Origin of the sequence: Streptomyces poriticola (assembly GCF_036689765.1) — a bacterium.
Lineage (GTDB): Bacteria > Actinomycetota > Actinomycetes > Streptomycetales > Streptomycetaceae > Streptomyces > Streptomyces poriticola.
This window is the reverse complement of sequence record NZ_JBAGKH010000012.1, coordinates 65425-88039: the sequence shown is the minus strand read 5'-3', so window position 1 is coordinate 88039 and position 22615 is coordinate 65425. Positions and strand designations below refer to the sequence as shown.

20 protein-coding genes are annotated in these 22615 nt (G+C 72.9%); 6 read left to right on the top strand and 14 right to left on the bottom strand.

Annotated features, from left to right (window positions below):
- Window positions 1–45: 45 nt before the first annotated feature.
- The 6 genes from cobT to V5O46_RS17850 all read right to left on the bottom strand — a co-directional run bounded on the left by cobT (window position 46) and on the right by V5O46_RS17850 (window position 8780).
- A complete protein-coding gene (gene cobT, locus V5O46_RS17875) occupies window positions 46–3663 on the bottom strand; it encodes a nicotinate-nucleotide--dimethylbenzimidazole phosphoribosyltransferase (protein ID WP_332885604.1) in 3618 nt (1205 codons plus the stop codon).
- Window positions 3664–4009: 346 nt separating this feature from the next.
- The gene (cbiE, locus tag V5O46_RS17870) at window positions 4010–5230 is read right to left on the bottom strand and encodes a precorrin-6y C5,15-methyltransferase (decarboxylating) subunit CbiE (protein WP_332885603.1); all 1221 of its coding nucleotides are present in this window, start codon (window positions 5228–5230) and stop codon (window positions 4010–4012) included.
- A gap of 123 nt (window positions 5231–5353) precedes the next feature.
- Window positions 5354–5998: a GNAT family N-acetyltransferase gene (locus tag V5O46_RS17865; protein WP_332885602.1), complete on the bottom strand. Its 645-nt coding sequence runs from the start codon at window positions 5996–5998 to the stop codon at window positions 5354–5356.
- A gap of 155 nt (window positions 5999–6153) precedes the next feature.
- Window positions 6154–6981, bottom strand: a complete 828-nt coding sequence (locus V5O46_RS17860; RefSeq protein ID WP_332885601.1) for a MetQ/NlpA family ABC transporter substrate-binding protein — start codon at window positions 6979–6981, stop codon at window positions 6154–6156.
- Window positions 6982–7044: 63 nt separating this feature from the next.
- Window positions 7045–7719, bottom strand: a complete 675-nt coding sequence (locus tag V5O46_RS17855) for a methionine ABC transporter permease (RefSeq protein WP_332885600.1) — start codon at window positions 7717–7719, stop codon at window positions 7045–7047.
- Window positions 7716–8780 (bottom strand): methionine ABC transporter ATP-binding protein, encoded by a 1065-nt coding sequence (locus tag V5O46_RS17850; RefSeq protein WP_332885599.1) that lies wholly within the window; start codon window positions 8778–8780, stop codon window positions 7716–7718. Before V5O46_RS17850 ends, V5O46_RS17855 begins: the two co-directional genes overlap by 4 nt.
- A 599-nt stretch (window positions 8781–9379) precedes the next feature.
- Here V5O46_RS17850 and V5O46_RS17845 point away from each other — a divergent pair.
- Together V5O46_RS17845 and V5O46_RS17840 are read left to right on the top strand one after the other, a co-directional pair.
- A complete protein-coding gene (locus tag V5O46_RS17845) occupies window positions 9380–9739 on the top strand; it encodes a hypothetical protein (RefSeq protein ID WP_332885598.1) in 360 nt (119 codons plus the stop codon).
- Between the two features lies 1 nt (window position 9740).
- Window positions 9741–10181 carry a hypothetical protein gene (locus tag V5O46_RS17840; protein ID WP_332885597.1) on the top strand — a complete coding sequence of 147 codons (441 nt, stop codon included), beginning with the start codon at window positions 9741–9743 and terminating at the stop codon, window positions 10179–10181.
- Window positions 10182–10200: 19 nt separating this feature from the next.
- On the opposite strand, the gene V5O46_RS17835 is transcribed toward V5O46_RS17840, so the two are convergent.
- The 3 genes from V5O46_RS17835 to V5O46_RS17825 all read right to left on the bottom strand — a co-directional run bounded on the left by V5O46_RS17835 (window position 10201) and on the right by V5O46_RS17825 (window position 12497).
- Window positions 10201–10698, bottom strand: a complete 498-nt coding sequence (locus V5O46_RS17835; protein WP_332885661.1) for a GNAT family N-acetyltransferase — start codon at window positions 10696–10698, stop codon at window positions 10201–10203.
- 57 nt (window positions 10699–10755) lie between these two features.
- Window positions 10756–11250, bottom strand: a complete 495-nt coding sequence (locus V5O46_RS17830; RefSeq protein ID WP_332885596.1) for a sigma-70 family RNA polymerase sigma factor — start codon at window positions 11248–11250, stop codon at window positions 10756–10758.
- 74 nt (window positions 11251–11324) lie between these two features.
- On the bottom strand, window positions 11325–12497 hold the full coding sequence (locus tag V5O46_RS17825; RefSeq protein WP_332885595.1) for a glycerophosphodiester phosphodiesterase: 1173 nt from the start codon (window positions 12495–12497) through the stop codon (window positions 11325–11327).
- A 411-nt stretch (window positions 12498–12908) separates the two neighbouring features.
- Between V5O46_RS17825 and V5O46_RS17820 the strand changes: the two genes are divergently transcribed.
- Complete coding sequence (locus tag V5O46_RS17820; RefSeq protein WP_332885594.1) at window positions 12909–13583, top strand: lysophospholipid acyltransferase family protein; 675 nt, start codon at window positions 12909–12911, stop codon at window positions 13581–13583.
- Window positions 13584–13768: 185 nt separating this feature from the next.
- Here the strand turns inward: V5O46_RS17820 and V5O46_RS17815 are convergent, their stop codons facing one another.
- From V5O46_RS17815 to V5O46_RS17795, 5 genes are all read right to left on the bottom strand, one after another.
- Complete coding sequence (locus V5O46_RS17815) at window positions 13769–15301, bottom strand: MFS transporter (protein ID WP_332885593.1); 1533 nt, start codon at window positions 15299–15301, stop codon at window positions 13769–13771.
- Entirely contained in the window at window positions 15298–15849 is a 552-nt protein-coding gene (locus V5O46_RS17810; protein WP_332885592.1) for a TetR/AcrR family transcriptional regulator, read from the bottom strand. The genes V5O46_RS17815 and V5O46_RS17810 overlap by 4 nt, the downstream gene beginning before the upstream one ends.
- Window positions 15850–15932: 83 nt before the next feature.
- Entirely contained in the window at window positions 15933–16904 is a 972-nt protein-coding gene (locus V5O46_RS17805) for an aldo/keto reductase (protein WP_332885591.1), read from the bottom strand.
- 65 nt (window positions 16905–16969) lie between these two features.
- Window positions 16970–18397, bottom strand: a complete 1428-nt coding sequence (gene argH, locus V5O46_RS17800) for an argininosuccinate lyase (protein WP_332885590.1) — start codon at window positions 18395–18397, stop codon at window positions 16970–16972.
- Window positions 18398–18498: 101 nt separating this feature from the next.
- Window positions 18499–19692: an argininosuccinate synthase gene (locus V5O46_RS17795; RefSeq protein WP_332885589.1), complete on the bottom strand. Its 1194-nt coding sequence runs from the start codon at window positions 19690–19692 to the stop codon at window positions 18499–18501.
- Between the two features lie 141 nt (window positions 19693–19833).
- Here V5O46_RS17795 and V5O46_RS17790 point away from each other — a divergent pair, with 141 nt between their 5' ends.
- From V5O46_RS17790 to V5O46_RS17780, 3 genes are all read left to right on the top strand, one after another.
- Entirely contained in the window at window positions 19834–20421 is a 588-nt protein-coding gene (locus tag V5O46_RS17790; RefSeq protein ID WP_332885588.1) for a pyridoxamine 5'-phosphate oxidase family protein, read from the top strand.
- A gap of 3 nt (window positions 20422–20424) precedes the next feature.
- Entirely contained in the window at window positions 20425–21129 is a 705-nt protein-coding gene (locus V5O46_RS17785; protein WP_332885587.1) for a L,D-transpeptidase family protein, read from the top strand.
- Between the two features lie 102 nt (window positions 21130–21231).
- Window positions 21232–22614 carry a ferredoxin reductase family protein gene (locus V5O46_RS17780; protein ID WP_332885586.1) on the top strand — a complete coding sequence of 461 codons (1383 nt, stop codon included), beginning with the start codon at window positions 21232–21234 and terminating at the stop codon, window positions 22612–22614.
- Window position 22615: the final 1 nt, after the last annotated feature.

Here is a 22615-nt window from a genome sequence, read left to right as displayed (position 1 = left end):
GGTTCGCCCCCGCCGCGGTCGCCCCCGTCCTCGCTCCCCCGGGCGCTACTTCTCGGTGACGCCCGCCGAGTCGAACGTGGCCACCTCGTGCATGGCCCGTGCCGTGCTCTGCACCATGGGCAGGGCCAGCAGCGCGCCGGTGCCTTCGCCGAGCCGCAGGTCGAGGTCGACCAGCGGGCGCAGGCCCAGCTTGTTGAGCGCGGCGACATGGCCGGGTTCCGCGCTGCGGTGGCCGGCGATGCACGCGGCCAGGACCTCGGGTGCGATGGCGCGGGCGACCAGCGCCGCCGCGCCGGCGCTGACGCCGTCCAGGATCACCGGCGTACGCAGCGAGGAGCCGCCGAGCAGCAGACCGACCATGGCCGCGTGTTCGAAGCCGCCGAGCGCGGCGAGGACGCCGATGGGGTCGGCGGGGTCGGGCTGGTGCAGCTCGATCGCGCGGCGCACGACCTCGGTCTTGCGGGCCAGGGTCTCGTCGTTGATGCCGGTGCCGCGGCCGGTGACCTCGGCGGGGTCGGCGCCGGTGAAGACGGAGATCAGCGCGGCGGAAGCGGTGGTGTTGGCGATGCCCATCTCCCCGGTGAGCAGCGCCTTGTTCCCGGCGGCGACCAGATCGCGGGCGGTCTCGATGCCGACCTCGATGGCCTGCTTGGCCTCCTCGCGGGTCATCGCGGGACCGGTGGTCATGTCGGACGTGCCGGCCCGGATCTTGCGGGGCAGCAGGCCGGGGGTGGCGGGCAGGTCGGTGGCGACTCCGACGTCCACGACGCAGACCTCGGCGCCGACCTGGCCGGCGAAGGCGTTGCAGACCGCTCCCCCGCCCAGGAAGTTGGCCACCATCTGGCCGGTGACCTCCTGGGGCCAGGGGGTGACGCCCTGGGCGTGCACACCGTGGTCACCGGCGAAGATGGCGACGGCAGCGGGTTCGGGGACCGGCGGCGGACACTGCCGGGAGAGGCCGGACAGCTGGGCCGAGATGATCTCCAGCATGCCGAGCGCGCCGGCCGGCTTGGTCATGCGCTTCTGCCGCTCCCAGGCCTCGCCGAGCGCCTTGGCGTCCAGCGGGCGGATCTGGGCGACGGTCTCGGCGAGCAGGTCGTGCGGGTCCTCGCCGGGCAGGGCGCGGCGGCCGTACGTCTCCTCGTGCACCACCCAGGAGAGCGGGCGCCGCTTGGACCAGCCGGCCTGCATCAGCTCGGGCTCGTCCGGGAACTCGTCGACGTACCCGACGCACAGGTAGGCGACGACCTCGAGGTGCTCGGGCAGGTCGAGGGCGCGCACCATCTCGCGCTCGTCGAAGAAGCTGACCCAGCCGACGCCGAGGCCCTCGGCGCGGGCGGCGAGCCACAGGTTCTCGACGGCGAGCGCGGAGGAGTAGGGCGCCATCTGCGGCTGGGTGTGCCGGCCGAGGGTGTGCCGGCCGCCGCGGGTGGGGTCGGCGGTGACGACGATGTTAACCGGGGTGTCGAGAATGGCCTCGATCTTCAGTTCCTTGAACTGCTTGGCCCGGCCCTTCGGCAGCGACTTGGCGTAGGCCTCGCGCTGGCGCATGGCGAGTTCGTGCATGGCGCGCCGGGTGTCGGCGGAGCGGATGACGACGAAGTCCCAGGGCTGCGAGTGCCCGACGGACGGAGCGGTGTGGGCGGCCTCCAGGACGCGGAGCAGCACCTCGTGCGGGATGGGGTCGCTGCGGAAGCCGTTGCGGATGTCGCGCCGTTCCCGCATGACCTTCAGGACGGCCTCGCGCTCGGCCTCGTCGTAGGCGGGCGCGGCGGGCCCCGGGTCACCCGGGGCCCTCGGGTCGCCGGCGTCGCCGGGGTCGCCGGGGTCGCTCAACTCGCGGACGTCGGAGGCGTCCTGGACCTGCGGGGCCTGCTGCTCGTGCGGGCCGGACTCGGCTTCCCGGCCCCCGGGCCCCTGCCGGCCCTCGTGGTCCGGCCGGCCCTGCCGGCCCTCCGGCAGTTCCTGCTGGTGGTCCCGCTCGTGGTCCCGCCGTTCCTGCTGGGGGTTCTGCTGCTCGTGCGGGTGCTCCTGGCCGGCGGCGGCCCGGGTGTCGAGGTCGTCCGCGCGCTGCACGGGTTCGGGGTCCGGCTCCGGGACGGCCTCGCGGGGACCCGGAACCACCGTGGCCGGGTCCTCCGGAACCGGGTCCTGGGCGGCGGGCTCCGCCGCCGGCGGCAGGGTGATCGGCTGCGGAGGCGTCGGCGCCAGGTGCGGGGTGGTGGGCACCTGGCCCTCGACCGGGACGAACCGGCCGAGGGTCCCGTCGGGCTGCAGCGGATCCGCCGGGACGGGGTCCACCACGGACTGGGGGCCCTGGGCGGGCTGCGCCTCCGGCTGCCCGGCGGCTGCCTCCTCGGCGACGGCCGGATCGGGCGCGGGAACGGCCTCGGGGGCAGGGCCGGGAAGGGGGGCCGGGGCCTCCTCGGCACCGTCCTCGGTGGCCCGGACGGGCTCGGGCGTCGCAGCGGGTGCACCGACCGGCTCGGGCTCGAACGCCTCGGTGACGACGGCAGGCGGCGCTGGAGCCTCCGGTGCCACCGCCTCCGGCATCGCGGGGCCCTCGGCGTCCTCCGGCGCCTCTGGAGCCTCCGCGGACTCCTGGGCCTCCGCGGGCTCCGGGGCAGCGGGGACGTCCGGAGCGACCGGCTCCGCCACGGCCTCGGCGGTCTCCGGCCCGGCATCGTCCGCGGGCAACGGCGCGCCGGCGCCTTCCCCGGCCGGCCGCGCATCCTCCGACGTGGCGGAGTCGGCGGAGATCCCGGACTCCACCGCATCGACAGGGGCCACCGGGCCGGCGGAGCCCGCGGGATCTCCCGCGGCGTCCACGGCATCCGCACCGCTCCCGGCGCCCTCGGCGTTCTCGGAGCCGTCCGTGGCGAGGGCCGCACCGCCGTCCCGCGGTGTCCCGCCCGTCGCCGCGACCGCTTCCGTGGCCACGCGGGCGACGACGGCCTGGGCCGCGCCCGCGGACTCGGCGGTGGTGTCCGGTGTCGGGACAACCGTTTCGGCAGCCGCTGCCCCGCCGCCGATCCGGCCCTGTTCCCGAGCCTGTTCCTGTTCCTGTTCCCGTTCCCGAGCATGCTCATGGTCCCGGACCTGGACAGGCTCCTGGGTAGGGACCTGCTCCTGCGCCGTGGCCTGCGCGCCCCAGGGTGCCGCTCCCTGCGGGGGCATGGCGGCGGTCTGCGGCACGTCGAGGTACTCGGGACCGGGTGCCGGGACCGGAGCGGGAGCCGGGGCGGGCGTGGGCGCCTGGCGCATCGGGGCGTCGGCCGGGCCGCGGTCGGCGAGGGAGCGGACCGGGCTCGCGGACGCGTCGGGGATCGGCGGGCCGAGGTGCAGCGGCCGGCGCGGCGGGGCGACCTGGGCGGGGTCCGGGGCCGGCGGGCGGACGCCACCGAGGTCGACGGAGCCGCTGTCCCGGCCGGAGACCTCGTGGGCATCCGGCCGCTGCAAGGTCTCGACGACCGGTTCGGGCACGGGTGGGGCGACCTCGTTGCCCCAGGCGCCCTGGGCTCCGGGCAGCAGCAGGAGGTCGTCGTCCTCGGCGGTGGACTCGGAGAGGTAGGCGTACGCGTCGGGCGCGGGGGCGCCCGGCTGCTCCGCCGTGCCTGCGTTCTCCGGCAGTCCCTCGCCCGGGACCTGGCCGGTGTCGGTCATGCGTACCCCTCGCCCATCGGTTAGTGCTTCTACGACCAGCTCACCCGGAACGGCGCACCGACCGCCCCGCAGTGAAGAACGAGCGTGCGTGCCCAGCGGCACGAACGACCCGCCGGAAAAGGCGACAAAGCCATTGAGTGGCATTCTGGCGGTCGTTCGCCCGCCACGACAGCTCGATCCGCGACGGTCCGCTGTGGACTGCGCCACTTTGCGTGTCCTCAGGTTCTGCCGTACCACACCCGGCCCGAAACGGGTGGGTTTCCTTGGACATTGGCCGACGAACGGCCGGGTGCCCGGGTGCGGTACAACGATCGGCCAGCCTACCGCGCGCGGTACGACAAACGGATCACGGGGCGCGGTCCGGCAGTGCCCCGCTGAGCAGGAACGCGACGCTCCGATCCGTCTCCGTCCACTCCCGGGTGTCGAGGCCGACGGACTGGAGCAGGGCGCACTCGACCCGGTATCCGTGCTCGGTCAGGTCCCGGCCGACGATCTCGGCCCCGTCGCGGGTGGCGGCGTGCGCGACGATGCGCCGGGGGCGTCGGTCGGCGACCGCGGAGACCACCGCCGCTCCGCCGCCGCCGACCCTGACGACGTCGGGCTCGGGGAGGTTCTCCAGGACGTGCGGTGCGGTGCCGTGCACGACCTGGAGCTGCACCCCGTGGCGGCGGGCGGAGGCCGTGGTGCGGGCGCAGGCGTCCGGGTCCCGGTCGACGGCGATGACGGCGGCGCCGGCGCGGGCGGCCTCGGTGGCGAAGGCGCCGCTGCCGCAGCCGATGTCCCACACGAGGTCGCCGGTGCGCGGTCCGAGCCGGGCGAGTTGGGCGGCGCGGAGCAGGTCCGTCTCGCCCTCGCCCAGGCCGCCGCCGTAGGCCTCGGCCGGCAGTACCCAGCCGCGCGGTCCGGCGGCGGGGTCGCGGCCGGCGATCCAGCCGCCGCCCTCGCCGGGGCCGCCCCGCCCGGCGGGGCCGCCGACGACGATGACGACGTTGGGGTCGCGCCAGGTGTGGTCGGCGGCGTTCTCGGAGGTGACGACGGTCACCTGCTCGCGTGCGGTGCCGAGTTCCTCGCAGATGACGAAGGTGCGGTGGACGCCCTCCAGCAGCAGGCCCAGTTCGGCGGGTCCGGCGCCCGGGGCGGTGAGCACGGCGACCTTGGGGTGGGCGCGGCAGACGTTCACCGCACGGCGCAGGGTGCGGGGGTGGGCGACCACCACGTGCGCGTCGTCCCAGGGCATGCCGGCGCGGGCGAAGGCGGCGGCGACGGAGGAGACGGCCGGCACGACCTCGACCTCCAGGCCGTACTCGGGTGCGCGCAGGGTGCGGACGACGCCGAAGAAGCCGGGATCGCCGTCGGCGAGCACCACGGCGGTGCCGCGGTGCCCGGCGATGCGCCGGGCGGCGAGGGCGACGCTGCCGAGGCGGATACGTTCGGCACCGGCCGGCACCTCGGGCAACGCCAGGTGGTGGCCGGCGCCCGCCACCAGCGTGGCGGCACCGAGGGCGGAGCGTGCCGCGGCCGTCAGCGGCGAACCGTCCCAGCCGATCACCGTGACCCGGTCGGCCATCGTTGTCAGTCTCCAGGGTCTTCGCAGGTCGTTACGGGCGCGGGCGACGGGGGGCCGCGCGCGGCGGCTCCGTGAGGGTACCCGGTGCGGCCCGGCCGGGCTGCGGGGGTCCCGCGGGTCCGGTCAGTTCCAGTCGGTGAAGGTGGTGAAGGTGGTGAAGCCGGCGTCGGCCGGCTGCTCGCCGGCGCCCTCGAGGTCCTCCGGCAGGAGGCTCCAGACGATGAAGTCGGTACGGACGTCGGTCCAGCTGCCGTCGTCGGTGCGGACGTGCGCTATACAGGCGTTGCGCAGGACGCCCTCGCTGATGCAGCCGATCTTCTGGGCGACCTGCTGGGAGGCGGTGTTGCCGGCGGCGGTGCGCAGTTCGATGCGCTCGAACTTCTGGTCGCGGAAGAGCCAGTGGGCGGTGGCGAGGGCGGCCTCGGAGGCATAGCCCTCGCCGCGGGCCCAGGGGGCGACGATGTACGCCAGTTCGGCCGACCGGACGTGCCAGTTGGTCCGGGTGAGCCGGACGACGCCGACCAGGCGCTGGGTGAGGAACTCGGTGACGGCGAGGTCGAGTCCGCCGCCCGCGGTGCGTTCGGCGGGGGCGTCCTCGGTGATCCAGGTGCGGGCGGCCTGTTCGGTGAAGGGCTGGGGGGTGTCGGTCCAGGCGGCGACCTGCTCGTCGTTCATCATGGCGGCGAGGGCGGGGACGTCGTCCTCGTCGAGGGGACGCAGCACCAACCGCTCCGTGCTGATGGAGATGCTGGGGAAGGTGCTCGTCATCGCCGCTCCGTAACCGTCGATAGCCGTCGACGGCCGAGTCCGCCGACACCGTTGGGTCCTGCTGAACTGCCCAGCATGCAGTATGAAAGCACCGAACCGCACCACGGGGTCCGCACGGCGCGGTGCGGACCCCGTGGGCGGCCGGCGGGGCCGGATCAGAAGGAGGCGACCACGGAACCGGCGTACTTGTCCTCGATGAACTTCTTCACCTCGTCGGAGGTGAGCAGCTCGGCGAGCTTCTTCACACGCGGGTCGTCCTCGCGGCCCTCCTTCACGGCGAGGAGGTTGCTGTTCGGGTTGCCCTTGGCGGATTCCAGGACCAGGGCGTCCTCGGACGGCTCGAGGTCGGCCTCGATGGCGTAGTTGCCGTTGACGACCGCGGCGTCCACGTCGTTCAGGGCGCGCGGCGTGGTGGCCGCCTCCAGCTCCCTGAACCTGAGGTCCTTCGGGTTGCCGGTGATGTCCGCCGGGGTGGCCGCGGTGCCGACGCCGTCCTTGAGGGTGATGAGCCCGTTGGCGGCGAGCAGCTGCAGGGCGCGGCCCTCGTTGACGGTGTCGTTGGGGACGGCGACGGTCGCACCGCTCTTCAGGTCGTCAACCTTCTCCACCGTGTTCGAGTACAGGCCGAGCGGCTCCAGGTGCACGTCGACGACGGACACGATGTGGGTGCCGTTCTTCTTGTTGAAGTCGTCGAGGTACGGCTTGGTCTGGAAGAAGTTGGCACCCACGGAGCCGTCCTCGGTCGCCGTGTTCGGCGTGACGTAGTCCGTGAACTCCTTGACCTCCAGGTCGAGGCCGGCCTCCCGGGCCAGGTTGTCCTTGACGAAGGTGAGGATCTCCGCGTGCGGCACGGGGCTCGCGGCGACGATCAGCGGGCCGGAGCTGTCGGAGGCGGTGTCCTGGTCCGCGCCGCAGGCGGTGAGCCCGAGGGTGAGGGCTCCGGCGACGAGGGCGACGGTGGTGATCTTGGCGGTGTTACGCACGAAAAGTGCCTTTCCTGATGGGTGGTGCGACCCCGTCTCGGGTACGACGGGGAGTTCGGAGAGTCAGGCGGTCTTGCTCGCGCCGCGGCGGTGCAGGGAGCGGGCGGCAAGGTCGCCGGCGAACTGGACGAGGGAGATGACGACCGCGAGGATCGCGACCGTGACCCACATCAGGCCGGACTCGAAGCGCTGGTAGCCGTAGCGGACGGCGAGGTCGCCGAGGCCGCCGCCGCCGACGGTGCCGGCCATGGCCGAGTAGCCGATGAGGGCGATGACCGTGGTGGTGGTGGAGGCGAGCAGGGACGGCAGGGCCTCGGGGACGAGGACCTTGCGGACGATGGTCCAGGTGCTCCCGCCCATCGACTGGACGGCCTCCACGAGCCCGTGGTCCACCTCGCGGACCGCGGTCTCGACCAGCCGGGCGAAGAACGGGATGCCGCCGATGGCGAGCGGCACGATCGCGGCCGTGCTGCCGATGGTGGTCCCGGTGATCCAGCGGGTGAAGCCCATCAGGGCGACCATCAGGATGATGAACGGCATCGAGCGGCCGACGTTCACGATCTGCCCGAGCACCTTGTTCGTCAGGGTGTTCTGCAGCAGGCCGCCCTTGTCGGAGAGGACGAGCAGGACGCCGACGGGGAGACCGGCGACGACGGCGATCAGGGTGGACCAGCCGACCATGACCAGCGTCTCCTGACAGGCCTGGGTCAGCAGGGGCTGCATCTCGGACCAGGTCACCGGGCACCTTCCTTCGCCGGGACGGGCCCGGTCGCCACGGGTCCGGCCGGTACGGGCTCGGCGCTCACCACGTCGATCTGCAGGCCCTGTTCCCGCAGGAAGCCGATGGGCACGACGTTCTCCTCGTAGCGGCCGGGCAGTTCGATGCGCATCCGGCCGACCTGGAGGCCGCCGACGGTGTCGATGGCGGCGCCGAGGATCGATATGTCGACGTTGTAGGTTCGGGCCAGCTGCGAGATGACCGGCCGGGTGGCGGCCTCGCCGTGGAAGGTGACGTCGAGGACGGTCCGGTCCTCGGCGGAGGCGTCGCCGCCGACCGGGAACAGCGCGGCGGCCAGTTCGGAGCCGGGGGTGGCCAGCAGGTCGGCCACGGTGCCGGACTCGACGATGCGGCCCTTCTCCATGAGGGCGGCCGAGTCGCAGACGCTCTTGACGACGTCCATCTCGTGGGTGATGAGCAGGACGGTCAGGCCGAGCTGCCGGTTCAGGTCGCGCAGCAGCTGGAGGATGGAACGGGTGGTCTCCGGGTCGAGGGCGCTGGTGGCCTCGTCGGAGAGCAGCACCTCGGGGTCGCCGGCCAGGGCGCGGGCGATCCCGACGCGCTGCTTCTGGCCGCCGGAGAGCTGGGCGGGGTGGGCGGCGGCCTGGTCGGCGAGGCCGACCAGGTCGAGCAGCTCCAGGGCCTTGCGGGAGCGTTCCTTCCCGGTCCAGCCGAGGATCTCCAGGGGGAGTTCGACGTTGTCCCGCACGGTCCGGGAGGACAGCAGATTGAAGTGCTGGAAGACCATGCCGATACGGCTGCGCGCCCGCCGCAGCTCCCTGGTGGCGCGAGGACCGCGGCCGGCAAGCGCGGTGAGGTCCTGGCCGGCCACGGTGACCGTGCCGGAGGTGGGGCGCTCCAGGAGGTTGATGCAGCGGATGAGCGAGGACTTGCCGGCGCCGGACTGGCCGATGACGCCGTACACCTCGCCTTCGCGGACGTGCAGGTCGACACCGTCGAGGGCGGTGACCTCACGGCCGCGCGAGCGGTAGACCTTGCTCAGGCCCGTGGTGGTGATCACGTGGGTTTCCGTCACTGTCGAGTGCCGGGCGCGGGTGTGCCCGGCACGGGTGTTTTCGGTCAGGGACGCGGCACGGTTCTCGCGGTGGCGGTGGAACCGGGGAGAAGCGTGTGCGCGGGGCGGGGGCTCAGTCGCGTGCGCGGGGCGCGGCGGCGGACATGAGCGGGCTCTCGCTTCGGGGCGCGAGGCTCAGACGATGGTGCAGGGGCCCTCTAGCAGGCGCACATTCGACGCATACAGCAACGAGCACCGGGCGTCATGGTCGCCTCGGTCGCAGGGGTGCGGTCGCTCGTCGTGGTCATGCGATCAGTAAAGCAGACGTGTACCTCTGACCGGACATCACTGTCCGGATGATGGACACCCGCGGCCACGGAGTGGACGCGCAGCGCCCGGTGCACCGGGAACCGGACGGCCCGTCACGCGGCCCGCCGGCCCGCTGATGACCGGCGGCAGAGCCGCCGGGCGGCCCGGCCACCCGGTGGCCGGCGCGGGGAGCAGCGGGACGCGCGGCGGGGCGGGCTGTGGCCGACGCCACGGTGGCGCGGGGCTGCCCGGGGCCGCCGCCGACGCGCCGGCCCGGCCGTAATAGGCTCGCCGGCATGCTTGACGTGCTGACGCTGGCGACCGGTGTCGCCGCGCTGCTGCTCGCCGCGTGGTGCGGCTGGGCCGCCTACCGTGACCAGCCGACCAAGGACTGGCACTTCGCCGGCATGGCCGTGGTCACCCTGCTGGCGCTCGTCCAGCTGGTGGTCGGAGTCGTGCAGCTGGCGCGCGGACAGGAGCCGGCGCAGGGCACGACGATCTTCGTGGCGTATCTGCTGGGCGCCTTCGCCTGTGTCCCGGCGGCCGGTCTGATGTCGCTGGCCGAGCGCACCCGCTGGGGATCCGTGACGGTGGCCGCCGGCGGCTTCGTCCTCGCCGTCCTCCAGGTGCGGCTGTACGACATCTGGGGAGGCTGAGATGGGCGCGTCCGAGGGGAACGGGGCGGCCGCGACGCAGCGGACACCGGGCCGGGAGCGGCTGATCGGCGGGCCCGGGATCGTACTGGTGTGGCTGTACGGCGTGATGGTGGTCGGCGCGGTGTCGCGGTCGGCGTACCAGATCGCGACCGAGTTCGGCCGGGCGCCGCTCGCGTACACCCTGTCGGCGCTCGCGGGACTGGTCTACGGGTTCATCACCTACACGCTGGTGCGCGGCGGGGAGCGGGCCCGCAGGGCGGCGCTGGTGTGCTGCGCCGCCGAGCTGGTGGGCGTGCTGACCGTCGGCACCTGGACCCTGGTGGATCCGTCGGCCTTCCCGGACGCGACCGTGTGGTCGGACTACGGGATGGGATACCTCTTCATTCCGGTGCTGCTGCCGCTGACGGCGCTGTACTGGCTGCGGCGGGCGCGTGGCGCGTGACGGGCGCCGGGACCGCCCGTCACGCCGTGGCCGCGTACGTCCCCGCGCTCTTCTCCAGGACGATCATCGGGACGCCGTCCGCGCCCCGGGCGGTGCCCACGGTCTCGTAGCCGACCCGCCGGTACAGGCGCAGGCCGCTCTCGCTGCGGTGGCCGGTGTGCAGCCGGAACCGGGTGGCACCGCGCTCGTCGGCGAGGGCCGACTCGGCGGCGCGCAGCAGACGCGCGCCGATACCGTGCCCCTGGAGGCGGGGGTGGACGCAGAGCTTGCCGATGGCCGCCGCGCCGTCCTCGGTCACCCGGCCGCGCACCGAGCCGACGACCTCCTCGCCGAGCCGGGCGACGAAGACACAGTCCTCGGCGACCTCCTCGCGCACGGAGTCGAGGGTCTGGACGAGCGGGTCGATGCGGTAGTTGCCGTACAGCGCCGCCTCGCTCTGGAAGCAGAGGTACTGCAGCCGGAAGATCTGCTCGGCATCCTGGTCGGCCGCCGCCGAGATGGTCACGCTCATGCCCATGTGCGCATGCCTCCCGCTCATCTGATCACCTGTGGTCCCTCACTCCTATCCCCGCCGTCAGCGGGCCGCAACCTCCGGTGCAAGCAATCGCCGCAGACATCCCAGACATCGGGAGCGTTCCGGCCCAAGACTCCCTTGTGAGATACCCAACTCCCCCGCGATCTCCCGGTATGTCAGGTCCTTCGGCGACAGCAGCGCCTCGATCAGCCGGGGGCAGCGGCCGGGCAGCCGGCGCACCGCCTCGCGCAGGGCGCGGTGGCGGGCGGCGGCGAGGGCGAGCTGCTCGGGTCCGTGGTCGGCGGCGTCGGCGGGTTCGGTCTCGTACGGACGCTCCAGCCGGCTGGTGCGGCGGGTGCGGCGGGCCTCACTGCGGACGGCGCGGCGCAGCCAGCGGTGCGGGTCGTGGGGAGGGCCGTCGGCCTGCAGGCGTTCCAGGAGGCGGAGCCAGACCGCCTGTTCCAGATCGCCGGGCTCGGCCCCGGACGCGTAGCCCTCCGCGGAGGCCTCGGCGGTGAGCAGCGGGCGCAGGGTGGTGACCAGGTCGTGCGTCATATGCAGAGCGACGCGGCCGCCCGGGCGGCGGTTGCCCCGGACGGCCGAAGGTCACCCCAACCGGGGCCTGGTGCTCAGCGGTTGACGAACTCCTCGCGGGCCAGCAGCCCGGTGTCCGGGTGGTCGGTGAAGACGCCGTCGATGCCGGTGGCGAAGTAGGTGCGGTAGGCGCCGAAGACGTCCCCGTAGGCGTCGGGGTCGGTGCCCCTGCGGAAGTCGGCCGGAAGGAAGGGGTTCTCGTTGCGCATCGTGTAGGGGTGCAGGATCAGGCCCGCGCGGTGGGCGTCGCGGACCAGGGTGGTCGGCTCGGTGAGCCGGCCGGCCGTGTCACGCGGGATGACCAGGTCCAGGGTCGGGCCGATGCCCTGGGCGTAGGAGGCGATCTCGCGCAGGCCCTCCGGCGTGATCAGATCGGCCACGGTGCGCGGGTCGCCGGTCTCGACGAAGTCCCAGGGGCGGCTGTCCGCGGTCCACAGCAGGACCACCAGCGGGTTGCGGACCAGCCGGTTCAGGCGCTGGATACAGGTCGGCTCGAAGGACTGCAGGATCACCGGCGAGTTCCGGCGGTCCCGGCCGTGGCGGCGCAGCGCCCGGGCGACCCGTTCCTCCAGACCGAGGCCGAGGCCGCGGAAGTAGCTGGGGTGCTTCAGCTCGGGGTAGATCCACACCTGCTTGCGGCGCCTGCGGCTCTCCTCGTGCTGCCAGCGCAGGACCTCCTCGAAGGTGGGGATCTCCCAGCGGCCGTCGTAGAGGGTGTTGTGCGGACGGTTGGCGGGGATCCGCTCGGTGGCGCGGAGGGTCTTCAGCTCGGCGAGGGTGAAGTCCTCGGTGAACCAGCCGGTGACGGAGATGCCGTCGAGCACCTTGGTGCGCCTGCGGTCGGCGAACTCGGGGTGCTCGGCGACATCCGTGGTGCCGCCGATCTCCGGCTCGTGCCGGCAGACCAGGTGGCCGTCCCTGGTGGGCACCAGGTCGCCGGCCTCGATGATGTCGGCGCCCATGTCGAGGGCGAGCCGGTAGGCGGCGAGGGTGTGCTCGGGGCGGTAGCCGCTGGCGCCCCGGTGGCCGATGATCGTGGGCACCGGCAGGTCGTCCAGGCCACCGTGGCCGTGACCGTGCCGGGCGCCGGCCGCGTGCGCCGTGCCGGACAGGCCGAGTGCGGCGCCGCCCGCGCCGAGCACCGCGGCACCGAGCAGCGCCCGCCGTCCGGTCCCGCCCGTCCGCTCGTCCGTCTCCCGCGTTCCCATGTGTGCCCTCCCGGTCGGCTGGTCGATGCGGGCCGATCGTAGGGGCGCGTACATGACGTACGCGAGACAGCGCGCGGAACGCGCCGGTGACTGGGGATGTCGTACGGGCGTGTGGGGCCGAACGGCTGACGGGGCGTCGGTTCCGGAACGCCGCGGCCGGGTACCCGTCCGGCGGCCCCGCCCGCGGTGCGCCGACGAGCGACGAACGGGTGCGGCACGCCGCACGTCACGGCGGCGGGCGCGGTGTGCCTCACATCGTTCCGGGCGTGTTTCCGGCGCGCGGCGTGCCGCCACCGCAGGTGAACACGCGTCAACATCCGGTAAGACCCGGGTGACCCGACGTGCGCCGCCCCGGCCGCCACGAGTAATGTCCTCACCTGCACAGACTCATACCCGACCACGGAGGGCCCGGTGTCCCGCTTCGCGCTCATCAAGGCAGTGCTCGGTCCGATCATGCGCCTGATGTTCCGTCCACGGGTGGAGGGTGCGGAGCACATCCCGGGCGACGGCCCGGTGATCCTGGCCGGCAACCACCTCACCTTCATCGACTCGATCGTCCTGCCGCTGGTCACCAGGCGGCAGGTGTTCTTCATCGGCAAGGACGAGTACGTCACCGGCAAGGGCCTCAAGGGCCGGCTGATGGCCTGGTTCTTCACCGGGGTCGGCATGATCCCGGTCGACCGTGACGGGGCGAACGGCGGTGTCGCGGCACTGATGACCGGTCGCCGGGTCCTGGAGGAGGGCAGGATCTTCGGCATCTACCCCGAGGGCACCCGGTCCCCCGACGGCCGCCTCTACCGCGGTCGCACCGGTATCGCCCGGCTCACCCTGATGACCGGCGCACCCGTCGTGCCGTTCGCGATGATCGGCACCGACAAGCTCCAGCCGGGCGGCGCGGGCCTGCCCCGGCCGGGCCGGGTCACGGTGCGGTTCGGCGAGGCGATGGAGTTCTCCCGGTACGAGGGCATGGACCGCGACCGGTATGTGCTGCGGGCGGTCACCGACTCCGTGATGACCGAGGTGATGCGGCTGTCCGGGCAGGAGTACGTGGACATGTACGCCACGAAGGCGAAGAAGGCCGCCTGAGCGCTCCGCTGGAAGTGCCGCGCTGTGCCGTCGCTCGTCCGCGGCGCCGTCGTGGCCGGTCGCGCCGTTCCCCGCGGCCCTTCAGCGCTGCCGAACCGCGGCGGACTTCGCCCGACTGCTCAGGGCGGACGGGGCAGACGAACGGCCGGTGACCGCGGGCCGGGACCCGGCGGTCACCGGGCGGGTCACCCGTGCTCCACGTCCTCCAGGCGCTGTCCGCGCAGCAGGAACCAGGCCGCGACGGCGGCGGCCAGCAGTACCGCCGCGCCGACGCCCGCGGCGAGGGTCAGACCGTCGACGAACGACTGCCGGGCGGCGTCCAGCATCGCCGAGGCCGTGTCGGCGGGCAGCCGGGCGGCGGCCTCCACGGCACCACCGAGCGACTCGTGCGCCTCGGCCGGGGTGCCGGCGGGGCCGGCGAAGTCCCGGTAGACGCCGGTCACGATGGAGCCGAGCAGGGCGATACCGAGGGCGGCGCCGAGTTCGTACGCCGTCTCGGAGACCGCGGAGGCGGCGCCCGCCTGCTCCTTGGGCACGCTGGAGAGGATCACGTCGGCGGTGACGGTGAAGGAGAAGCCGGCGCCGACGCCGACGACCAGCAGGGACGCGCCGAGCAGCGGATAGCCGGTGGACTGGCCGATGACGGTCAGCGCGGCCAGCGCCAGGCCGACGGCCGCCAGACCGCCGGAGACCACGGCCCGGACCGAGAACCGCCGGGCAGCCCGGCCGGCGATCAGACCGGCCGCCACCGCGCCGATCGCGGCGGGCAGCTCGGCGAGGCCGGCCTCCAGTGGCCGCCTGCCCTGCACCAGCTGCAGGTACTGGGAGAGGAAGAACACCAGGCCGGACAGGCCCAGGATGGTCAGCAGGTCGGCCAGGACGGCACCGCTGAAGCCGCGGCTGCGGAACAGCCGCATGTCCAGCAGCGGGACCGGCAGGGTGAGCTGGCGACGGACGAACCCGTACAGGGCGCCGGCACCGAGCAGGCCGGCGGCGAGGGTGGTCCACGCGAATCCGTGCGCCGCGGCTTCCTTGATCCCGTACACCACGCCGACCATGCCGACGAGTGACAGCATGACGCTGGCCAGGTCCCAGGGGCCGGGGTTCGGGTTGCGGGACTCCGGCAGGAGCTTGGCACCGACGACGACCAGGACGGCCATCACGGGCAGGTTGATCAGAAAGACCGATCCCCACCAGAAGTGCTCCAGCAGGAAGCCGCCCGCGATCGGGCCGACGGCCGTGCCGGCGGAGGCGGTGGCGCCCCAGATTCCGACGGCGAGGCTGCGCTCGCGGGGATCGTGGAAGAGGTTGCGGATCAGCGCCAGGGTGGCCGGCATCAGGGTGGCACCGGCGACGCCGAGCAGCGCGCGGGCCACGATCATCAGCTCGGGCGTGGTCGCGTAGGCGTTGAGCACGGACACCGCGCCGAACGCGGTGGCGCCGATCAGCAGGATCCGCTTGCGGCCGATGCGGTCGCCGAGGCTGCCCATGGAGACGAGCAGACCGGCGATGACGAAGGAGTAGACGTCGCCGATCCACAGCAGCTGGGTGCCCGACGGAGCCAGGTCCTCGCTGATGTAGGGGGTCGCGAGACCGAGGACGGTCGCGTCGACGGCCACCAGCAGCACGGCCAGGACGAGCACGGACAGCGCCAGCCAGCGTCCGGGGCGCTTCACCACCGTCTCGTCGGTGCCGGCCGGCCGCAGGGTGCTGGTCATGATTCCTCTCTCCGGATCGCGCCGCCGAGCAGCAGCTCGACGATCATGTGGGTGAAGTCGTTCCGGGCCACGCGGCCCTCCGCCACGGCCCAGGCGCCCGAGGCCAGCAGGCCGTACAGCGCCTCGGTGAGCCAGACCGGGGTGAGGTCGAGCCGGAACTCGCCGTCCTCCTGGCCGCGGCGGAACAGCGCGGCCAGCCGGGCGTCCAGGCGGGCCCAGCCGTCGTTCTGCTCCTCGCCCTCGAACAGCTGGTTCTCGCTGTAGAGGAAGGCCAGCAGTCCGGCGGAGGGTTCGATCTCCCGGACCAGCCGGCGCACCGCCTCGGCGGCCGGACCCTCGTCGGGGCGGGCCGCGGCGAGGGCCGCCTCGCACTCGGCGAGACCGAGCGCCTCCAGCGCTCTGACGAGCGCGTCGCGCCCGGCGAAGTGCCGGTGCAGGGTGGCCCGGCTGATCCCGGCGGCCCGGGCGACCTCGTCCATGGTCGCGGTGGATTTTCGGGTCAGCAGGGCGGCGGCGGTGCGCAGTACGTGGTCACGGTCGACAGCCATGAGACGACCATACCCCATATGAGACATGATTGTCTCACGCTGGGCATGGGCGGCTCATTCCCGCAGATGGTGCCGGATGGTTCTCAGTGCCAGGGCAGCTGCCCCCGCCGCTCCCAGTACTCGGCGGGGTCCTCGACCAGTTCGGCGAGCCCGGCGAGCTGGTGGTCGTCGAGATCGACGACTGCGGCGTGCAGATTGGAGCCGAGCTGGGTGACGGTCGCGGCACCGGAGAGGACCACACCGGCCCAGGGCTGGCGCAGGATCAGCGCCAGGGCGACCGCGTCGCAGCCGAGGGTGGTCTCCTCGGCCACCGCCCTCAGGGCCGCCGGTGCGTTCGGCTCGGCCAGCCGCCCGTTGGCCATGCCCTCCTTGACGATCACCGTGAGCCCGGCGGCGTGCGCCTCCGCGAGCGCCGGTCCGGCCGAGGTCTCCAGCGCGTTGTAGGTCGACTGGACGGTACGGAAGAGGGGCTCGCCGTCGACGGTCACCGCCAGGGCGGCGCGGACGGCGTCGGCCTGGGCGGGGCCACTGGTCGAGAAGCCGACGGTGACGCCCCGGGCGGCGGCCTCGGCGAGCCGGGCGTGCAGGTCCTTGTCGGTGAGCGCCGGACTGTCCGGGGTCACCGAGTGGATCTGGTACAGGTCGAGCCGGTCGCCGAGCAGGGCGTCGGTCTCGGCGCGCTGGCGTTCGTAGGTGGCGAGGCCGTGGTCCTTGACCTCGTGCTGCTCGGCGTCGGCGGACCAGTCGGCGGTGTAGGTGTAGCCCCACTTGCTGCCGACGACCACGTCGGCGACGTCGGGGCGGGACTTCAGCCAGTCCGCGAGGAACTCCTCCGACCGGCCGTAGGAGCGGGCGACGTCGAAGTAGCGCACGCCCTGCGCGTAGGCGGCGTCGAGCAGGTCGTGGGTGCGCTCGCGCAGCGCCTCCACGCTGCGCTCGGCCGGGAGGTCCCGCGCCCGGCCGAGGTTGATGTAGCCGGGGCGTCCCACGGCGGCGAGCCCCAGGCCGATGTGGCAGGTCGGGGTCGTCGCGGTGGCCAGGCGGGCGAAGGGCATCGCGGGCTCCGTTCGGTCGGCTCCTGAAACCGGCTGACGACCAACTTACCCACGACGCCCCCGGGTCACTTCTTCGCGGTCGCCCACTCGTGCTGGGCCGCCACGTCCACCCTGACCTCGGCGAGCTGGACGGCGACCGCGCTCGGCGCCGTACCGCCCCGGCCGCTGCGGGAGGCGAGGGCGCCGGGGACGTTCAGCACGCCGCGCACCTCCGGGGTCAGCCGGGCGGAGATCTTCGCGAACTGCTCGTCGGTGAGTTCGCCCAGCTCCTTGCCCTCGGCCTCGGCGACCTTGACGCACTCGCCCGCCACCTCGTGCGCGACCCGGAAGGGCACGCCCTGCCGGACCAGCCACTCGGCGATGTCGGTGGCGAGCGAGAACCCGGCCGGGGCCAGCTCCTCCATCCGTTCGCGGTGCACGGTGAGGGTGGCCGTCATACCGGTGAAGGCCGGGAGCAGGATCTCCAGCTGGTCGATGGAGTCGAACACCGGCTCCTTGTCCTCCTGCAGATCGCGGTTGTACGCCAGCGGGAGCGCCTTGAGGGTCGCCATCAGGCCGGTCAGGTTGCCGATCAGCCGGCCGGACTTGCCGCGGGCCAGCTCGGCGATGTCCGGGTTCTTCTTCTGCGGCATGATCGACGAGCCGGTGGAGAACGCGTCGTGCAGGGTCACGAAGGAGAACTCCTTCGTGTTCCAGATGATGATCTCCTCGGCGATCCGGGAGACGTTCACCCCGATCATCGCGGTGACGAAGGCGAACTCCGCGGCGAAGTCCCGGGAGGCGGTGCCGTCGATGGAGTTGCCGGAGCTGCCGTGCTCGAAGCCGAGGTCGCGGGCGACGGCCTCCGGGTCCAGGCCGAGCGAGGACCCGGCCAGGGCGCCCGAACCGTAGGGCGACACGGCGGTCCGCTCGTCCCACTGACGCAGCCGCTCGGCGTCCCGGGACAGCGCCTGGACATGGGCCAGGACATGGTGGGCGAAGAGCACCGGCTGTGCGTGCTGGAGATGGGTGCGGCCGGGCATGGCCACGTCCGGGTGGGCCTCGGCGAGGCCGATCAGCGCGTCCTGGAGGTCGGCGATCAGCCCGCCGATGATCCGGGCATGGTCCCGCAGATACATCCGGAAGAGGGTGGCCACCTGGTCGTTCCTCGACCGCCCGGCGCGCAGCTTGCCGCCGAGGTCGGGGCCGAGCCGCTCCAGCAGACCGCGCTCGAGGGCGGTGTGCACGTCCTCGTCGGCGACGGTGCCGGTGAAGTCACCCGATGCCACGTCCGCCTCGAGCCGGTCCAGCCCGGCGAGCATCCGGGTCAGCTCGTCCGGTGTCAGCAGCCCGGCCTTGTGCAGCACGCGCGCGTGCGCCCGCGAACCGGCGATGTCGTAGGGCGCGAGCCGCCAGTCGAAGTGGACGGAGGCGGACAGCTTCGCCAGGGCCTCGGCGGGGCCGTCGGCGAACCGGCCGCCCCAGAGCCGGACGTCACCGCTGTTGCTGCTCACTTGCGTTGCTCCTCAGAGGGGTTCCGGATGTGCCGCCGCCTCCCCACCCGCGGGTGGGGAGGCGGCGGCCAGGCTACTGCGTACGGAGGGTTGCCGGAGGGTTACGCCAGGTCCCGCTTGGCGGCGATCTTCGACGACAGGCTGTAGATGTCGATGAAGCCCTTGGCCGCGGACTGGTCGAAGGTGTCGCCGGTGTCGTACGTGGCGAGGTTGAAGTCGTACAGCGACTGCTCGGAGCGCCGGCCGGTGACGACCGCCCGGCCGCCGTGCAGGGTCATCCGGACGTCGCCGCTCACGTGCTGGTTGGCCTCGTCCACGAAGCCGTCCAGGGCGCGCTTGAGCGGGGAGAACCACAGGCCGTCGTAGACCAGCTCGCTCCAGCGCTGCTCGACGCCCCGCTTGTAGCGGGCGAGCTCGCGCTCGACGGTGACGTTCTCCAGCTCCTGGTGGGCGGTGATCAGGGCGATCGCGCCGGGGGCCTCGTAGACCTCGCGGGACTTGATGCCGACCAGGCGGTCCTCGACCATGTCGATGCGGCCGATGCCCTGGGCGCCGGCCCGCTCGTTGAGCTGCTGGATCGCCTGGAGCACGGTGACGGGCTTGCCGTCGATCGCGACCGGGACGCCCTCCTTGAAGGTGACGACCACCTCGTCGGGCTCCCGGGCGACGGCCGGGTTCTGGGTGTACTCGTAGATGTCCTCGATCGGGGCGTTCCAGATGTCCTCCAGGAAGCCGGTCTCGATGGCCCGGCCGAAGACGTTCTGGTCGATGGAGTACGGGGACTTCTTGGTGGTCGCGATCGGCAGGCCCTTGTCCTCGCAGAAGGCGATGGCCTTGTCGCGTGTCATGGCGTAGTCGCGGACCGGGGCGATGCACTTCAGGTCGGGGGCGAGGGCGACGATGCCGGCCTCGAAGCGGACCTGGTCGTTGCCCTTGCCGGTGCAGCCGTGGGCGACGGTGGTGGCGCCGTGCTTCTGGGCGGCGGCGACCAGGTGCTTGACGATCGTCGGCCGCGACAGCGCGGAGACCAGCGGGTAGCGGTCCATGTAGAGGGCGTTGGCCTTGATCGCCGGGAGGCAGTACTCCTCGGCGAACTCGTCCTTGGCGTCCGCGACCTCGGCCTCGACGGCACCGCAGGCGAGCGCGCGCTTGCGGATGACGTCCAGGTCCTCGCCGCCCTGGCCGACGTCCACGGCAACGGCGATGACCTCGGCGCCCGTCTCCTCGGCGATCCAGCCGATGGCGACGGAGGTGTCCAGACCGCCGGAGTAGGCGAGTACGACGCGCTCGGTCACGGGTTTCTCCTTACAGTGCAATCGCTGACATGCATGAGTATGCAGAACTCCGCATGATTCGTCAATCCGGGTCGGGCAGGACAGGGTGAGCGGCGAGAACTCCGGGACGGAACTGATGCGCGTCGGCCATAATCGTTAGACATGGGAAAGACTTATGAGCGCATAGACGGCCGGCTCCGCTCCTTCATCGAGGAGCAGCCCCTGTTCTTCACCGCCACGGCTCCGCTGGCCGCCGACGGCACGGTCAACCTCTCCCCCAAGGGCCTGAAGGGCACCCTCGCCGTCCTCGACGAACACACCGTCGCCTACCTCGACTTCGCCGGCTCCAACGCCGAGACCATCGCGCACCTGCGGGAGAACGGCCGGATCACCCTGATGTGGTGCGCCTTCCAGGGCCCGCCGAACATCGTCCGGGTGCACGGCCGCGGCGAGCCCGTCTTCCGCGACGACCCCCGCTTCCCCGGACTCCTCGCCCGCTTCCCGGACGTCGACCCGGGCAACCACGGGCTGCGCGCCGTCATCGTCGTGACGGCCGAACTCGTCCGGGACACCTGCGGCTACGCCGTGCCCTTCATGGCCTACGAGGAGGACCGCGACCTGCACGCCAAGCGCTTCGCCCGGGAGGACGACGCCTCCCTCGACGCCTACTTCACCAAGAAGGAGCACATCGCGACCAGCCTGGACGGACTACCCGGGCTGCCGCTCCCGCTGCCGCCGTCTACGGTCTGAGCCATGCGCCCCGGTGTCGTCGCCCTCGTGTCCGCCTCCCTCCTCGTGCTCGGCGCCGCGCCCGCCGAGCACCGGCCGCGCGGGCCGCTGCCGGCCCGGATGGCGGACACCGGCGGCGGCACCCAGCTGATCACCGCCGTCGCCCGGCACACCGGCTCCACCACCGGCACGGTCGCCTGGTGGCACCGGGAGCGCGGCCGGTGGGTGCAGGCCGGTTCCGCACCTGCCCGCTTCGGTGTCAACGGACTCGTCGACGGGACGAAGCGCAAGCAGGGCACCTCCACCACCCCCACCGGGCTCTACGACCTGCCGTACGCCTTCGGCACCGAACCGGCGCCGCCCGGGACGGCCTACCCCTACCGGCCGGTGCACGAGGACTCCTGGTGGTGCCAGGACAACGCCTCCCGGTCCTACAACCGGTGGACCGAGCCGCGCCCCGCGGACTGCGCCGCGGCGGAGTCCGAGCACCTCGTCACCTACCGGCCGCAGTACACCCACGCCCTGGTCATCGGCTTCAACTACGACCGTCCGGTGCGCGGGCGCGGCGCGGGCATCTTCCTCCATGTCAACGGGCGCGGGGCGACGGCCGGGTGTGTGTCGGTGCGGGCGGACGTGATGCGCCGCATCCTCGCCTGGGCGGATCCGGCCGCGGCACCCCACATCGCGATCGGTACCAGGGGCGGCGCGACCGCGATCACCCGCTACTGAGCACGCGCCACCGAACACCCGCCGCCGGGCACCCGCCCGCGCTGAACACTCCGCGGGCACGGCACGTATCTGTGGGCCAAGGGTCCTGTCCACGGAGGAATCGTGACCACCACGCTCGCCGGCGGCCGTGCCGCCCGACGCCAGACGATGCGCCGCATCCGGCCACGACGCTCTCCGGCCGTCCCTCTGCTGCTCGCCGTGTGGGCGGGCGCGGCGGGCGTGTTGTGGCTGTGGTGGCGCAACACGCCCGCCATCTCCGACGACACCGGCCGGATCCTGAACGCGGGGCGGATCACCGGTCTGCTCGCCGGCTATCTGATGGCGCTGGTGGTGCTGCAGATGGCCCGGGTGCCCGCGCTGGAGCGGCGGGTGGGCTCGGACCGGGTCGCCCGCTGGCACGCGATGACCGGCCGCTACACGCTCTTCCTGATGCTGGCGCACATCTTCCTGATCATGTGGGGGTACGCCCTGCAGTCGGGCAGGGGCCTCGGCGACATCGTCACGCAGACCGTCGACTCCATCAACCAGCTGCCGGACATGGGCAAGGCCGCCATCGGCTCCGGCCTGCTGGTGGTGATCGGACTGCTCTCGGCCGGCCCGGTGCGCCGCCGGATCCCCTACGACGCCTGGTACCACGTGCATCTGCTGACCTACGTGGCGGTGTTCCTGACGTTCTGGCACCAGCTCACCACCGGGAACGACTTCGCCGTCGAGCCCGTGGCCAAGACCGTCTGGTACGTCCTGTACGGCTCGGTCACCGCGCTCGTGTTCTGGTACCGGATCCTCACCCCGCTGCGGCTGAACCTGCGGCACCGGCTGCGGGTCGAGGCGGTCATCGAGGAGACACCCGGCATCGTGTCGGTGCTGATCGGCGGGCGCAGACTGCACCGGATGGGGGCGGAGGCCGGGCAGTTCTTCCGGTGGCGGTTCCTGGCGCCGGGGATGCGGTTCAGCTCCCACCCGTACTCGCTGTCGGCGGCGCCGCGGCCGGACATGCTGCGGATCACCGTGAAGGCCATCGGCGACCACAGCACCCGGCTGCGCGAACTGGAGCCCGGCACCCGGGTGTGGGCGGAGGGCCCCTACGGGGCGCTGACCGCGCAGCGCCGCAGCCGCGGCAAGGTGCTGCTGGTGGCGGGCGGGGTCGGCATCACCCCGATGCGGGCGCTGTTCGAGACGCTGCCCGGCGCGGCCGGTGACATCACCCTGCTCTACCGGGCCAACAGCACCCAGGACCTGGCCCTGTGGACCGAACTCGCCGCGATCGCCGACGAACGCGGGGCCCGGCTGATGTACGCGGTGAACAGCCCCGACGGGGAGCGCCCGGACATCTCGGCCGAGACCCTGGGCCGCAAGATCCCGGACATCGACCGGCACGACGTGTTCCTGTGCGGGCCGCCCGGTTTCGCGCAGTCGGTCTACGAGTCACTGCGCGGCGCGGGCGTACCGGCCCGCCGCATCCATCACGAGTCGTTCGCGATGTGAG

Excerpts from the sequence above, each read along its gene's own strand:
- cobT (WP_332885604.1), bottom strand. The coding sequence starts at position 3,663 with ATGACCGACACCGGCCAGGTCCCGGGCGAGGGACTGCCGGAGAACGCA.
- cbiE (WP_332885603.1), bottom strand. The coding sequence starts at position 5,230 with ATGGCCGACCGGGTCACGGTGATCGGCTGGGACGGTTCGCCGCTGACG.
- V5O46_RS17865 (WP_332885602.1), bottom strand. The coding sequence starts at position 5,998 with ATGACGAGCACCTTCCCCAGCATCTCCATCAGCACGGAGCGGTTGGTG.
- V5O46_RS17845 (WP_332885598.1), top strand. The coding sequence starts at position 9,380 with ATGCTTGACGTGCTGACGCTGGCGACCGGTGTCGCCGCGCTGCTGCTC.
- V5O46_RS17840 (WP_332885597.1), top strand. The coding sequence starts at position 9,741 with ATGGGCGCGTCCGAGGGGAACGGGGCGGCCGCGACGCAGCGGACACCG.
- V5O46_RS17835 (WP_332885661.1), bottom strand. The coding sequence starts at position 10,698 with ATGGGCATGAGCGTGACCATCTCGGCGGCGGCCGACCAGGATGCCGAG.
- V5O46_RS17830 (WP_332885596.1), bottom strand. The coding sequence starts at position 11,250 with ATGACGCACGACCTGGTCACCACCCTGCGCCCGCTGCTCACCGCCGAG.
- V5O46_RS17825 (WP_332885595.1), bottom strand. The coding sequence starts at position 12,497 with ATGGGAACGCGGGAGACGGACGAGCGGACGGGCGGGACCGGACGGCGG.
- V5O46_RS17815 (WP_332885593.1), bottom strand. The coding sequence starts at position 15,301 with ATGACCAGCACCCTGCGGCCGGCCGGCACCGACGAGACGGTGGTGAAG.
- V5O46_RS17810 (WP_332885592.1), bottom strand. The coding sequence starts at position 15,849 with ATGGCTGTCGACCGTGACCACGTACTGCGCACCGCCGCCGCCCTGCTG.
- V5O46_RS17805 (WP_332885591.1), bottom strand. The coding sequence starts at position 16,904 with ATGCCCTTCGCCCGCCTGGCCACCGCGACGACCCCGACCTGCCACATC.
- V5O46_RS17790 (WP_332885588.1), top strand. The coding sequence starts at position 19,834 with ATGGGAAAGACTTATGAGCGCATAGACGGCCGGCTCCGCTCCTTCATC.
- V5O46_RS17785 (WP_332885587.1), top strand. The coding sequence starts at position 20,425 with ATGCGCCCCGGTGTCGTCGCCCTCGTGTCCGCCTCCCTCCTCGTGCTC.